10 protein-coding genes are annotated in these 14587 nt (G+C 40.6%); all 10 read right to left on the reverse strand.

The window, feature by feature from the left end:
* Window positions 1–137: 137 nt before the first annotated feature.
* Window positions 138–1412 (reverse strand): MFS transporter, encoded by a 1275-nt coding sequence (locus A1704_RS01740; protein WP_062669876.1) that lies wholly within the window; start codon window positions 1410–1412, stop codon window positions 138–140.
* Window positions 1413–1416: 4 nt separating this feature from the next.
* Window positions 1417–2049 (reverse strand): bifunctional 4-hydroxy-2-oxoglutarate aldolase/2-dehydro-3-deoxy-phosphogluconate aldolase, encoded by a 633-nt coding sequence (locus A1704_RS01745; RefSeq protein WP_062669878.1) that lies wholly within the window; start codon window positions 2047–2049, stop codon window positions 1417–1419.
* On the reverse strand, window positions 2046–3044 hold the full coding sequence (locus A1704_RS01750; RefSeq protein WP_062669879.1) for a sugar kinase: 999 nt from the start codon (window positions 3042–3044) through the stop codon (window positions 2046–2048). The genes A1704_RS01745 and A1704_RS01750 overlap by 4 nt, the downstream gene beginning before the upstream one ends.
* 4 nt (window positions 3045–3048) lie before the next feature.
* Window positions 3049–4467, reverse strand: coding sequence for a glucuronate isomerase (gene uxaC / locus A1704_RS01755; RefSeq protein WP_062669881.1), 1419 nt, complete (start codon window positions 4465–4467; stop codon window positions 3049–3051).
* A gap of 127 nt (window positions 4468–4594) precedes the next feature.
* Entirely contained in the window at window positions 4595–5410 is an 816-nt protein-coding gene (locus tag A1704_RS01760; protein WP_062669883.1) for an SDR family oxidoreductase, read from the reverse strand.
* 19 nt (window positions 5411–5429) lie between these two features.
* Entirely contained in the window at window positions 5430–6617 is a 1188-nt protein-coding gene (gene uxuA / locus A1704_RS01765) for a mannonate dehydratase (protein ID WP_062669885.1), read from the reverse strand.
* Between the two features lie 79 nt (window positions 6618–6696).
* A complete protein-coding gene (locus A1704_RS01770; protein ID WP_062669887.1) occupies window positions 6697–8655 on the reverse strand; it encodes a RagB/SusD family nutrient uptake outer membrane protein in 1959 nt (652 codons plus the stop codon).
* A gap of 12 nt (window positions 8656–8667) precedes the next feature.
* Window positions 8668–11562 (reverse strand): SusC/RagA family TonB-linked outer membrane protein, encoded by a 2895-nt coding sequence (locus A1704_RS01775; protein WP_062669889.1) that lies wholly within the window; start codon window positions 11560–11562, stop codon window positions 8668–8670.
* Between the two features lie 93 nt (window positions 11563–11655).
* The gene (gene xylA, locus A1704_RS01780) at window positions 11656–12984 is read right to left on the reverse strand and encodes a xylose isomerase (protein WP_062669891.1); all 1329 of its coding nucleotides are present in this window, start codon (window positions 12982–12984) and stop codon (window positions 11656–11658) included.
* 106 nt (window positions 12985–13090) lie between these two features.
* The gene (locus A1704_RS01785) at window positions 13091–14575 is read right to left on the reverse strand and encodes a xylulokinase (RefSeq protein ID WP_062669893.1); all 1485 of its coding nucleotides are present in this window, start codon (window positions 14573–14575) and stop codon (window positions 13091–13093) included.
* Window positions 14576–14587: the final 12 nt, after the last annotated feature.

Genomic DNA, 14587 nt, shown 5'->3' on the forward strand with positions numbered 1-14587 from the left:
TTGAATAGGTGTTGTTCTTTTTAACGCTAAGTCCGCAAATTTTTTAACGACTATCTTTTTAAGGTTCGCCAAGTCGTTATACTCAGCAAATGGCATTTATATTTATCATTATAATCGTTTACCGATCGTTATATATTTTAAGCGGTTTTCTTCCGGTTGACTATTTTAATTAATCCCCAGGCTGTAACATAGGATATTCCGGCTATGAAAAATATAATATTATAGCCTCCGTTGATATTTCCTGATTTTTTAAAGGCATCGAGAACAATTCCGATAAAAAGCGGAAAAATAATTCCTGCCGCTGAGCCCAGCATTCCGCCAAAACCAATGACAGAACTGACATAATTATTGGGTAACTGATCTCCGACCGTTGTCATAAGATTGGCTCCCCATCCTTGATGTGCAGCTGTTGCAAAGGCAATGATGATTGTGATCATCCACATATTATCTACATATTTTGAGAACATGACCGGAACTACCATCAAAGCAAACAATAACATGGTAATGCTTCTGGCTCTTCCGATGGCCCAGCCTTTTTTGATCAGAAATGATGAGAGATATCCTCCACCAATACTTCCGATCGTGGTTCCGCTGTAAATAATAATTAACGGAAGCGATGGTTTTGTTAAATCCATTTTAAATACATCCGAGAAATAGGCCGGCAGCCAGAACATGAAGAAATACCAGATAGGATCGGTTAACATTTTACCGATGGCAAACGACCATGTTACTTTATATTTGAGTAATTCCGATAAAGGAATTTTGGTTTTCTCTTCTGCTTTTTCAGCCTGATCACTTTTAATGTATTGCAGTTCTTCCTTGCTGAGATTTTTTGTTTTTTCCGGTACGGCATAAAATTTCCACCAAAGGATAATCCAAATCATGCCCAAAGCTCCAATCCACACAAAAGTCTGCCTCCAGCCGTAATGTCCAAGAATGAACGGAACCAGTAGCGGCGCCAAAATAGCTCCCACCGTCGCTCCTGAGTTAAAAATTCCCGTTGCCAGTGCTCTTTCTTTTTTGGGAAACCATTCAGCCACTGATTTGATGGCAGCAGGAAAGTTTCCTGCTTCACTGATTCCCAACGTGCTTCTCGCAATGATAAACCCGATGGTACTTTTGACAAGACCATGTCCTATCGAGGCCAAACTCCATACAATAAGGGAAACTGCATACCCGATTTTGGTTCCGACCTTGTCTATAAACCTTCCCATCGCCATATAACCGATGGCATATGTCGTGGTAAAAGCCATAACGATATAGCTGTAGTCTTTTTCATCCCAGCTGAATTCTTTTTCCAGCACAGGTTTCAGCAAACCCATTACCTGACGGTCAAGATAATTGATCGTAGTGGCGAGAAAGACAAGGGACAGCATCCACCATCTTATATTGAGGTTTTGAGGAGCCTGCATTGAGTTATTGATTAAGTTGTTGTAATAATTTTTTTGTTTTCAGAGTCAGTTCTTCTTCATTATTATCTTTTCCGATGAGAGAGCTTCCCAGCCCTGCTGCTATGGCACCTCCATTGAGCCATTCACTGATATCTTCAGTTTCAGCATGGATTCCTCCGGTGGGCATAAAATTCATTCCCGGAAAAACAGGCTGTACCGATTTGATGTAGTTCTTTCCTAAGGCATCAGCCGGAAATATTTTAACCAGTGTTAACCCATTCTGATGCGCGATATTGATATCAGAAGGGGTAAAGCAGCCCGGAATCAGAAGGAGATTTTTTTCGAGAGCATGGTTTACCAATGCTTCACTGATAACCGGTGTAATGATGAAATCTGCTTTTGCGTTAGCATAATCATCCATTTCCTGTATGTTTTTTACCGTCCCGATTCCTAACAGAAGATCAGGAAATTCTGTATGGGAAATTTCTTTCAGCTTAGTGAAATTTTCCAATGCCTGATGACCGCGGTTGGTATATTCTATCACACGGATTCCTGCTTCGTATAAAGCTTTTACGATATTTTTTGAGACCTCAAACGATTCGTTATAAAACAACGGAACGATTTTCTGTTCTTTTATTTTTTGTACTATTTCACTCATAATGTTTCGAAATTAATGCTTTCATCAATGGTATCTCCTTTTACAAAAAGCTTTTTAAAAGCAACTTTTGTCGCATCTTCCAGGATCTGCTGATCAGGATTTCCTTTTAAAATTCCATGAATTAAAGCGGCCATGAAAGAATCACCGCTTCCTACTCTTTCTTTAATGGTATCTGAATTATATTTTTCTGAAATCAAAAGCTGTTCATCAGCAAATAAGGTGGCAAAGTAATTCACCTGTTCCCCGTTTGTAAAGCGGAAGGTATTCGCAATTTTTTCCACATCCGGAAATTGCTTCCTGATTTCCAATGCTGTTTTTTCAGCCTGTTTCAGAAGGTTTTCATCATCGAAATTTCCGTTAAGCTCATATTTAACCGGAATATCCAGGAACTGCCCTACAGACCAGATATTTCCCATAAGAACGTTCACAAAAGGCATCAGCTCTTTAATTTTGTGAGGATTCTGGTTTTGCCAAAGCAATGCTCTGTAATTCAGATCAAGAGAAACTGTAATATTTCTTGTTCTGGCTTCTTTCATGATCTGTAAACATTTACGGAATGCATTGTCACTCAAAGCCGGTGTGATGGTACTGATATGCAGCCATTTTACTCCTGAAAATATCTCATCATCACTGAAAGTTTCAAAATCCGATTGGGTAAAAACAGACGGAAATCGGTCGTAAACCACTGAAGCGTTCTGCATATCTCCATCAGAAGAAAGGTAAAATGTTCCTATTCTCCCTTGAGTTTTTTCTGCAAGAACTTCTATTCCTTTATTGTTAAGCTGAAATTCTAAGTGATTTCCAACAAAATTCTCAGGTAAAGCTGATAATAATTTCACAGAATTCTTCCACTGGGAAAGTGCTGCCGCTACATTGTATTCGGCACCGCCCACATACATTTTCAGAGACTGCTCGTTCAACCAGTTTCCTTCGGAATCCGGGGCAAAGTGGAGAAGCAGTTCCCCGAAACATAGTATTTTCGTCGAGTCGTGCATGGTATTAGATTTCAAAATAATTTTTTGTATTGTGATAACAGATATCCTGAATGATCTTTCCTACCCATTTTTCATCATCGGGAAGAAGACCTCTTTCCATTTCACTTCCGAACAGATTGCACAAAAGCCTTCTGAAATAATCATGTCTTGAGAATGACAGCAGGCTTCGGGAATCGGTCAACATGCCGACAAAAGTGCTTATCAAACCGATATTGGAAAGTGTGTTCATCTGTTTGGTCATCCCGTCGAGCTGATCAAGAAACCACCAGGCTGCTCCAAACTGTACTTTGGATTTAATACCTCCTTCGTTGAAATTTCCGGCAAGAGTTGCCAGAACTTCATTAAATGCCGGATTCAGATTGTATATAATGGTTTTGGCCAGTTTTTCTTCTGAATTCAATGCATCCAGCAAAACGCTCAATCGCTGTGCATAATATGGTTCTCCAATAGCATCATATCCTGCATTGGCTCCCATTTTTCTGAACATTTCTGAATTGTTGTTTCGGGTTGCCCCTACATGAAACTGCTGTACCCAGCCTTTTTCTGCATACATTTTGCAAAGCTCTTTCAGCATATAGCCGCATAAGGCATCCGGGTCGGAAAATGTTGAAATATTCCCTTTCAGGAATCCGGAAAATTCTTTTTCAAGGTTTTGATTCCACTTTGTGGTATCCGGGAAATATTCAAAGCCGTGATCAGCTACTTTTGCTCCTGCTTCCACAAAATAATTGATTCTGGACTGAAGTGCATTCAACAGATCAGAAGCTGACACGATGGAAAATCCACATACTTTTTCAAGCTTTTTAATTCCTGAAAGATACTGTTCAGGATTAATCATATTGATATAGGCATCAGGGCGGAAAGCCGGAAGAACAGCTGTGTTAAATCCACTGTTTTTTAAAGCCTTGTGATGAACCAGATCATCGGCAGGATCATCTGTAGTGCACAACGCTTCTACCTTAAAATTCTGAATGATGGATTGTGGTAAAAAGCCGTCTGTCTGCAGATTTTCATTCATCTGATGATACACCGTATCTGCATTATTGGGTGATAAATATTTGTTGATACCAAAAGTATTTTTGAGTTCCAGATGCGTCCAGTGAAACAGCGGATTGCGAAGGGTATAAGGCACCACTTCGGCCCATTTCATGAATTTTTCCTGATCTAAAGCATTTCCTGAAATAAACTGTTCATCAATGCCAAAATTTCTCATGGCTCTCCATTTGTAATGGTCACCATCCAGCCAGATAGCCGTTGGAGAACGGAAGTTCTGATTGGCAGAAATAACATCTGGCTCAAGATGATTGTGATAATCAATAACCGGCATATCTTTAGCATAACCGAAATACAGATTTTCTGCTTTTGCTGATTCAAGCAAAAACAATTCTCCGAAAACGTCTTTATTTTTAGTGGAATTACTCATTATTTGTTGTTACAATCCTGGATTTTAATTGTCGTTTATTTCTGACTTCATGAAAGCCGGCATTTTAAAAACAGAACCCTTAATGAAACCACTAGGTTCTGTTTGATGATATGAAGAAATTAGCTTTTTATACTCCGCTGAATGCGCTGAAACCTCCGTCAACAGGAATCAGTGCTCCTGTGATGAAACTTGCAGCATCTGAACACAGAAACTGTACAACCCCATTCAGTTCTTCTACTTCTCCAAATCTCTGCATGGGTGTTTTGGCCATTACTTTTTTACTTCTTTCGGTTAAGCTTCCGTCCGGATTCAACAGAATAGCACGGTTCTGATCACCAATGAAAAATCCTGGTGCTACAGCATTAACGCGTATTTTATCTCCGAATTTCAATGCCAGATCAGAGGCCATCCATTGGGTAAAATTGGTGATTGCGGATTTGGCGGCAGAATATCCGGCTACTCTTGTAATTGCTGAATAGGCGGCCATGGAAGAAATATTAATAATGTTTCCGCTTCCCTGCTCCGCCATTACTTTTCCGAAAACATAGCTGGGGTAAACTGTCCCGTTGATATTGAGATCGGTAACCTCAGCCCATCCTTTCATATCCATATCAAAAAATGACTGTTCGGGTGATAAGGTTGCTGACGGAATGTTTCCACCTGCTATATTAAGCAGAATATCAATGCTGCCATACTTTTCTTTTATTTTCAAGGAAGCGGCTTCAAGGCTTTCAATATCCATCACATTGGCTTCTACAGCAAGTGCATCCCCGCCCAAATCTGTAAGTTCTTTTACCCGGGCATCCAGTGTTTCCTGGTTTCTTCCCAGTGCGACAACTTTTGCTCCGGCCTCTATAAAACTTTTGGCAAGGCTGCCTCCCAAAACGCCTGAAGCCCCTGTGATTACTGCTACTTTGTTTTTAATACTAAACAGGTCTTTCATTTTACTTTTTACTATTTTATTACAAACGCAGATTAATTTTTCTGTATTCTGACTGAACGGCAGCCATTACTCCTTCTATCTGGCCCAATGCCAGCATTCTTCCTAAAAATGAGTAACCGGGATTATATCCTTTGTCAATATCTTCCGTTAAAAGTCTACCATGGTCAATCCTCATAGGAAGATCAGGATTTTCTTTTTCGAATACACGGATCACTTCAATGAGCTTTCCTCTTCCTCCCAGATGATGAGACTCGATGAAATCGCCGTTTTCAAAGACATTTGTACTTCTCAGGTGAACGAATTTGGTACGGTGAGCAAATTTTTGCGCAAGCTTTGGAACATCATTCTGAAGGTTGGCACTGAGAGATCCGGCACAGAAGGTTACTCCGTTGTGAGGGTTATCAACAGCCTGCAGCAGCCAGTCAATATCTTCTTCATTGGTCACTATTCTTGGTAATCCCAGTAATGAAAAAGGCGGATCATCAGGATGTACACACATCTGGATACTCCATTTTTCACAGACAGGCATTATTTTTTCAAGGAAATATTTCATGTTCTGACGAAGCTGATGCTTATCTATACCATCGTACAAAGCCAGCAGACTTTTGAACTTTTCTACAGGATTCAATTCTCCTTCTTTGATATTTCCATTCACGAATCCCTGTGTTTTTACAATGACTGAGTCTATCAGGTCATGATTATCTTTTTCTGTTAATGTATTTTTTAATTCTTCTACTTTTTGAAGGGTTTCCGGACTGTAATCGTTTTCTGCACCTTCCCTTTTAAGGATATGAATTTCGAAGTACGCAAACTTGGCTTTGTCAAAATAAAGTGAGGATGAACCATCTTCCCATTCGTGAAAAAGATCGGTCCTTGCCCAGTCGAGAACAGGCATAAAGTTGTAGCAAACTGTTTTAACTCCTGCTTTACCCAGATTTTCAAGGCTTGTGATATAATTTTCTATTAAAGAGTCACGGTCTTCACCTCCGTATTTGATGGCTTCGCTTACGGGAAGACTTTCCACAACAGACCAGCGAAGTCCGTGGCTTTCTATATAGTTTTTATAATCATTGATGGACTCTGAATTCCAGATTTCTCCGTTTGGGATATCGTGCAGGGCAGAAACAATTCCTTCTACTCCTATTTGACGAAGTGTACTGAGTGCTATTTTGTCTTTTTTGCCAAACCAACGCCAGGTTTTTTCCATAGTTTTAAAATTTAATTCAGATAAACAAAGCAGGTGCTTTTCACACCTACTCTGTTACTGATATGAATGTAGAATGAAATTAATTGTATCCCGGATTCTGATATTTTGCTTTAATATCTGCCGATACTTCCATGGCATCGATCTGGTTCTGAGGAATCGGTCTCAGATAATGAAATGGTTTTATCGTTCTAGTAACCGTTTGCGGAGCATGATCTCCATAAGAAGCTCCTCCAATCTGATAACTTGCTGCATAATCTCCCCACTTCTGTGTACGTACCAGATCATACCATCTGTAGAATTCTCCGTAATATTCACGGGATCTTTCTGCAAGGATATAATCAATGGTAATTACAGATGGCGTAGCAACAGTCATTGCGGCACTGTTATCTGCTACATAAGCGGTATTCTGTGCATTATTGAACTTCCATTTTCCGGCACGGGCACGGATGACGTTGATAAGATCTCTGGCTGTCATAGCTCCTGAAGCCCCTTTTACAGCTGCTTCTGCGGCAATAAAATAGAATTCTGAGAATTTGGCAACGCTGAAAGGACGTGTTAATCCTGCATTCGGATATCCTAAGCCGTTTGGATCATCGGTACGGTAAGTTCCTATTTTCCAAAGACCAGGATATACAATTCTGCTGATTCCGTTCGGTGCAATGACCCAGTCTGCTCTTCCTGACAGAGTTCCTGCTCCCACACCACTTTGCCCTGCTCCCGTAGGATAAGAAGGAGTCTGGCTGTCATCATTAAGGAAGCTTAAAATAGCACCTCCTGGCTGTACAGGCAGATTATTGGCATTATAAAGTACGGGAACTGTAGTTAACCCCGTTCCATTCTTGTTCCAGTTTCCTCTGTAAGTGGTTACAAAAGTTCCGTCATAACGGGAATCGTTGGTTTTATCTGCAAAAGTATTTTTAATAACTCCCAAGGTAGGACACATACGAACCCAAGGACGTCCCAAAGGCTGTGATGCTTCTCTCTGTACGGGGCTAACAATGTCTGCCCCTAACCATGCTGTTGTTCTACTACTTTTGATGGCAGTATAGTTCCAGGTCTGCATCCATGCTGCAAAATTGTCCGGAGCCCAGCCTGATCCGAATCCTACAGGATCACTTTCGTTATAGTATGTGCTCGACTGAGTATGATCTGCATACAACATCGATTCGGTATTTCTGTCATTTGAACCTACATTCACATCATAGAAGGTAGGCTGAAGCGCATAAGGACCGGGATTGTTGATTCCTTCCAAGGCAATATCATAAGCCTGCTGAAAATACCATTGGGCATTGTGTCCGTCCGGGTCAGTTCTTGCTGCTTCAGGATACGTTGGAATTCCGTTTGGATTCTGCAGCCACCATCCGTAAGTAAGATAGGCTTTGGCAAGCATTAGTCTTGCTACATTTTTAGTGACACCTCCGGTTACCCTTGGTGATGCCGGCAGATTTTCTATTGCTTTTTTAAGGTCAGCAAAAACAGTTTTTGTGTATACTTCCGGTACGGTATTTCTTACGGAAGAGGTGGAAGGTAAAGTGTTATATTTCAGTTCTCCTGTTCCTAAATCCAGTGGAACTCCTCCATACGTTTGTACAAGCATGAAATAGTAAAAACCGCGGAAGAAACGGGCTTCAGAGATCATAGATTCTGCGATTCCGAATCCTGGTCCTTTTTCAATAATTCCGTTGGCAGTATTGATATACGGGAATACAGAGTTCCAGACCATACTTGTAGGAAAGGTATTGGAATTGATAATCCCGTTTCCGGACATATCTAATTCCTTAAAGTTACCGTCCGCACTCTGTGCCCAGGTAGATTCGTCAGTTCCGTTCTGACAATTGCTCATAAAGTAGCCATTGCCGTACAGTAATCTCATCTGCCTGTATAAAGCCGTAAATCCCTGATTAACACCATCCGGTGTATTAAAATAATCAGCGGTATATATTGATCTTGGCTGTTCATCAAGAATTTCATTACAACCTGTAAATGTTAAGGATAAAAAGATTGCTCCTAATAACAGTTTTTTATTAAAATTTATCATGACAATACAGTTTTAAAAGGTTAAGTTAAGTCCCATTAAGTAATTTCTTGTGGAAGGGTTATTGGTTCCTATAACAAGCTGGCGGCTCTGATATCCGCTTACCGCCTGATTTTCATTTCCGAAAGAGTTCGGTTCCGGATCCATCCCTGAGAACTTATGATACGGTGAGAATAGTACAACAGGATTGGTTACGGTGAAGTAAATTCTTAAGCTGGTAATTTTCAGGTCCTTTAAAAAATCTTTGTTAACATTATATCCTAAGGTAATGGTACGAAGCTTAAGATAAGAAGCATCAAACATAGCTAAAGTAGAAGAATACTTCGGATTATCACCACTCAGATGGCGCCCCGGACGTGGAAAATAAGCTCCTGTATTGTCTTCTGTCCAGTAGTCTACATCTACGTTATTTCCTCTTCCCGTTAATCGGTTAAGATAACTTGCAGATCCATAAATGGTACTTACCAAAATTCCCCCATGCTGGAAAGCTCCGACTGTGCTCAGTTCAAAATTTTTGTAAGCAAAGCGCATATTAAATCCTCCCTGGAATTTCGGAGCCGTATCAAAAATCTGTCTGTCATCCGGTCCAATTGCTCTTACCGGTGTTCCGTCAGCATTATAACCTCCGGTGTAAAGAACTTTGATAGATCCTACAACATCTGCAGCAGTACCCGGTTCCAGAATATTCTGGTAAGGATCGCCTGCCTGCCAAAGACCGATGTACTGATAATCGTATAATGAATTGATATTATGCCCTACAAACCATGAGTTATTGATGTCACGTTCTGTTCCTGATGCAAGCGATAAAATTTTGTTTTTATTGGTATAGAAATTAACTCCTGCTTCCCAGGTAAATCCATCCGGATTATCGAAAATAACCCCGTTTAAAGAAACTTCAACTCCTTTATTTTCTGTTTCTGCTACATTGGAAACAATGGAAGACCATCCGCTTGATGCCGGAAGGCTTTTCTGTGTTAACAGGTCATAGGTATGGGTTTTGTAATACTCCACACTCCCCGTAAGGCGGTTGTTCAAGATCCCGAAATCTACTCCGTAGTTTTGTGTTTTTGAATATTCCCATCCCAGGCTTGGGTTAGGCGGCTGATTTCCATATATCCCTGTACTTCCTGCACTTCCGTAGTTATAAGGAGCAACGTTAAATCTTCCCATCGTAGAATATGGATCCACTGCCTGATTGGAGGTCTGTCCCCATCCGGCTCTGAATTTAAGGAGATTAATCACTTTGATATTCTGCATGAAAGATTCATTGGTAACATTCCACCCTAGTGATAATGCGGGATAGGTGTGCCACTTGTTTCCCGGAGCAAGCCTTGAAGATCCGTCAGCACGAAGTGTCGCCGTAAGCATATACCTGTTATCATACGTATACATGATTCTTCCCATCGCTGAAAGCAGGCCTGTTTTCCAGTACACCTGGTCTTCAGGTCTTACGGTAATATCAGCCTGAGGCGACTGTCCTAAGTTATAATACTGGAAAAAGTCTGCCGGAACATTCTTTGCACTCATGTATGAGCTTGTATACTTATTCTGTTCTGCTGAATAAAGTGCTACAGCATTTACTTTATGCTTACCAAATGTACGGTCATACGTTAAAAGGTTTTCCAACACCCAGTGGTAGGTCTGGTTATTCCCTCTTCCGGCTGCGGAAGGACCTAGAGGATTCGTATTAAAGACTCCTACACCGGAGTAATTTCCGCTGTTTGAAGTACGGTAATCCAACCCTACATTTAATCTGTACTTTAATCCTTTGATCGGAAGGCTGGCTTCCCCGTAAAGATTGTTATAGGATGCGAAGGCCTTAGTCTCATCGATATATTTATCTCCCAGATTCCCCAGGCTTCCTCTTGTATAAATCCATGTCTGATCGATACCGCCAGCTGTACTCATTACTCTTTTCGGAGTTCCGTCCGCATTGTAAGGATTAGCAATAGGAGAATATCCTAAAACAGCTCCCGGGTTTACCCCATTTCCTTCAGAAACGGAATAGTTTGTATTGGTAGTGAAACCGAACTTAAAGATAGATCCCACCTGCTGATCAATCGCCATACGAAGAGCAAATCTTTCATAACTTTGAATAGGGATTAATGCATTTTGCTTGAAGTATGACAAGCCTACATTATAATTTCCACCTTCTGTTCCTCCAGATACGCCAATATCATGACTGGTCATCATGGCAGGTTTATAATACAAACTTTGCCAGTCTGTATTAACACTGCTATTTTCATCCGCCCCGTTGGAATACAAAGGTGTTGTATTTCCTGCTGGAATGGCATAAGCACGCAACTGCGCAAATTTAGGGCCATCCATCATCGGATATTTTGAAAATAAGGTCTGAACTCCTGTAAAGGTGTTATAACTGAATTTAGGTCTCTGTCCTTTTGCCCCTCTGTTGGTGGTAACAAGGATAACACCGTTTGCTCCTCTTGATCCATAAATGGCTGTAGCAGAAGCATCTTTGAGAATATCAATACTTTTGATGTCACTAGAGCTTATATCTCCCAGTGATCCTACGAAAGGAATACCATCCAATACAATCAGTGGGTTATTATCTCCTGTAAGAGATCGTGTTCCCCTGATACGAATCTGCATGGCAGCACCCGGTTTTGTAGATGTTTGCGAGATATCTACCCCAGCTGTCCTTCCCTGTAATGCCTGGGTAATGTTGGCAGAAGGTACTTCACGCAAGGCATCTCCTTTTACAGTGGCTACAGAACCTGTCACAGCTTCTTTTCTCTGGGTTCCATATCCTATCACAACAACTTCATCTATTTTATTTTCTTTAGCTACTGTATCTTTCTTAACCTGTGAATATGCTATGCCGCAAGGCAACAGAGTCATTGCAAAAAACAGTGCTGCTCTATTGCTTTTATTGAAATAAAATCGGTTCATAATTATTATTTTAATATTAGTTGTTGAATAAAAGGCTCTTTAATAATTATTGTGTATAAAAATCCTTAGTGTTTATAAGCCTTTTATTTTTAATTATATATACATATTCACGATGGCTTCAAACAATTCCTGTTTTCCGCTTTTTGGCTGTGGTTCGCCGATTTCGTGAGCTATTCTCTGCAGATCTTCCAGTGTAAGTGTGCCTTCTTCAAATGCTTTTCCGTTTCCGTTATCAAAAGAAGCATAACGGTTTGTTCTCAGCTTTTTGTAATCTGAATTTTCAAGGATATCAGCTGCAGCAAGAAGACCTTTTGCGAATACATCCATTCCTGAGATGTGGGAAATGAACAGATCTTCAGCATCAATAGAATTTCTTCTGATTTTGGCATCAAAATTCACCCCTCCGGTTCCCAGACCTCCTGCTGGAAGCAATACAAGCCATGCCTGAACCATATCGTAATAATCAATTGGGAACTGATCTGTATCCCAACCGTTCTGATAATCGCCTCTGTTGGCATCAATACTTCCTAAAAGTCCTGCATCAACTGCAACCTGAAGCTCATGTTCGAATGTATGGCCTGCCAATGTAGCGTGATTCACTTCGATATTCAATTTGAAATCTTTGTCTAATCCGTAATGTCTAAGAAATCCGATTACTGTTTCAGAATCATAATCGTACTGATGTTTGGTAGGCTCCATCGGTTTTGGCTCAATCAGGAAAGTTCCTTTAAAGCCCTGCTGGCGGGCATAGTCTCTTGACATGGAAAGGAAACGCGCAAGGTGATCTTTTTCACGCTTCATGTCTGTGTTCAAAAGGCTCATATATCCTTCTCTTCCACCCCAAAAGACATAATTTTCACCACCAAGCGCTATCGTGGCATCTATTGAATTTTTCACCTGAGTTCCTGCACAGGCTACTACATCAAAATTTGGATTGGTAGAAGCACCGTTCATGTATCTTTCATGAGTGAAAACATTGGCTGTTCCCCATAAAAGCTTAATTCCTGTTTCCTGCTGTTTTTGTTTTGCATATTCCACAATAGTCTGCATATTTTTCTCGTAGTCCTTCCAGTTGCTGGCAGGGTCTACCAGATCGATATCATGGAAGCAGTAGTAATTGAATCCCATTTTAGACATGAATTCGAAACCTGCGTCCATTTTGTGCATTGCTCTGGTTACCGGATCGTTTCCGATATCCCATGGGTGGTGAATGGTAGGACCTCCGAAAGGATCACTTCCGTTGGCACATAAGGTATGCCACCATGCCATCGCAAATCTTGTCCAGTCTTTCATTGGTTTTCCCATCACGATCTTTTCCGCATCATAATAGCGGAATGCCAAAGGGTTCTTACTTTCTTTCCCTTCAAACTTAATTTTTTCAATACCTGTAAAAAACTCTTTTGTACCTGTTAAAGTGTTCATATTTATTTGATTATTTTTATTTCTGTTTTTAATTTTTTGCGTAGAAATTCCCTTCTCACTGATTCTGAAAAGTCAGTAAGAGGATGAAAAATGCTGTGTAATGGTCCTAGATTATTTCGTTAAGATGATGTTTCCATCTGGCATAGGCTTCTAAATATTGTTCCTGTTTTTCGTGTTCGGGCTCTATCACCGCTATTTTTTCGAGTGAAGAGAATGCTTCTCTGGAATCTGAATAAAATCCTATTCCCATTCCGGCAGCTCTTGCTGCTCCTACCGCTCCATCGGTATCATAAAGTTCAATAACCGCGTTGCTGACACTGGATAGCGACTGGCGAAAAATCGAACTTAAAAACATATTGGCATTTCCGGCACGGATCACCTGGATATCCATGCCTATATTTCTCATGATATCCATTCCATATTCGTAAGAGAATACAATACCTTCCTGTGCTGCCCGAAGAATATCGCCTTTTGAATGGATATTAAAGTTTATTCCGTGAATTGAACAGCTTGTATCCTTATTTTCCAGCACTCTTTCAGCTCCGTTTCCAAAAGGAATAATGCTTAATCCTTTAGATCCGATGGGTGAAAGTGAAGCCATATCATTCATATCACCATACGAAGAAAGCGAAGTTGCAAAATTGTGCTTCAGCCAGGAATTTAAAATTCCGGTTCCGTTGATACACAGTAAAACCCCAAGCCTGATCTGTTCCGGTGTGTAATTGACATGGGCAAATGTATTAACCCTTGATAATTTATCATATTCCAGCTGGTCCAGCACTCCATAAACCACTCCTGAAGTTCCTGCTGTAGAGGCAATTTCTCCAGGGTTAAAGACATTCAGGGAAAGCGCATTGTTGGGCTGGTCTCCTGCTCTGTAAGAAATAGGTGTACCTTCCTTTAAGCCTAATTCTTCTGATGCTGACTTTGAAACTGTTGCCTGAATACCAAATGTAGGTACAATTTCCGGGAAGAAACTTTCAGGAATTCCATAGTGGTTAATAATATCTTCTGAAATGCAGTTATTCTTAAAATCCCAGAATATTCCTTCTGATAACCCTTCAATGGTCATTCCTATCTGTCCTGAAAGTCTCATGGCAATATAGTCTCCGGGAAGCATTATTTTATCTATCTTTTCAAAGATCTCAGGTTCGTTTTCTTTTACCCATGCAAGTTTTGAGGCGGTAAAATTTCCCGGTGAATTCAACAGATGTGAAAGACATTTTTCTTCTCCTATGGTTTTGAAAGCCTTTTCACCATAAGGTACAGCACGGCTGTCGCACCAGATAATGGATGGTCTTAAAAGGTTCTGATCTTTGTCTACAAGAATCAGCCCATGCATCTGCCAGGTAATCCCGATTCCTTTAATATCTTCTGCATGTACTCCGGATTCATGCATGACAGCTTCGTGTGCCAACTTCAGATTGATCCACCAGTCTACCGGATTTTGCTCTGCCCATCCGGGATTTATAGCAGTGATTTTCATCTCTTTTTTGGGAGAAAATTCAGAAGCAATCACTTTTCCGCTGGACGCCTCAATGAGACACACTTTCACAGAAGAACTGCCAATGTCATAGCCTAGTAAGTACATAATTTTTTAAAG

Source organism: Chryseobacterium cucumeris, assembly GCF_001593385.1.
GTDB classification, from domain to species: domain Bacteria; phylum Bacteroidota; class Bacteroidia; order Flavobacteriales; family Weeksellaceae; genus Chryseobacterium; species Chryseobacterium cucumeris.

What these genes read in the sequence shown, in the direction of transcription:
- A1704_RS01740 (WP_062669876.1), bottom strand. Translation starts at nt 1,412, where the DNA reads ATGCAGGCTCCTCAAAACCTCAATATAAGATGGTGGATGCTGTCCCTT.
- A1704_RS01745 (WP_062669878.1), bottom strand. Translation starts at nt 2,049, where the DNA reads ATGAGTGAAATAGTACAAAAAATAAAAGAACAGAAAATCGTTCCGTTG.
- A1704_RS01750 (WP_062669879.1), bottom strand. Translation starts at nt 3,044, where the DNA reads ATGCACGACTCGACGAAAATACTATGTTTCGGGGAACTGCTTCTCCAC.
- uxaC (WP_062669881.1), bottom strand. Translation starts at nt 4,467, where the DNA reads ATGAGTAATTCCACTAAAAATAAAGACGTTTTCGGAGAATTGTTTTTG.
- A1704_RS01760 (WP_062669883.1), bottom strand. Translation starts at nt 5,410, where the DNA reads ATGAAAGACCTGTTTAGTATTAAAAACAAAGTAGCAGTAATCACAGGG.
- uxuA (WP_062669885.1), bottom strand. Translation starts at nt 6,617, where the DNA reads ATGGAAAAAACCTGGCGTTGGTTTGGCAAAAAAGACAAAATAGCACTC.
- A1704_RS01770 (WP_062669887.1), bottom strand. Translation starts at nt 8,655, where the DNA reads ATGATAAATTTTAATAAAAAACTGTTATTAGGAGCAATCTTTTTATCC.
- A1704_RS01775 (WP_062669889.1), bottom strand. Translation starts at nt 11,562, where the DNA reads ATGAACCGATTTTATTTCAATAAAAGCAATAGAGCAGCACTGTTTTTT.
- xylA (WP_062669891.1), bottom strand. Translation starts at nt 12,984, where the DNA reads ATGAACACTTTAACAGGTACAAAAGAGTTTTTTACAGGTATTGAAAAA.
- A1704_RS01785 (WP_062669893.1), bottom strand. Translation starts at nt 14,575, where the DNA reads ATGTACTTACTAGGCTATGACATTGGCAGTTCTTCTGTGAAAGTGTGT.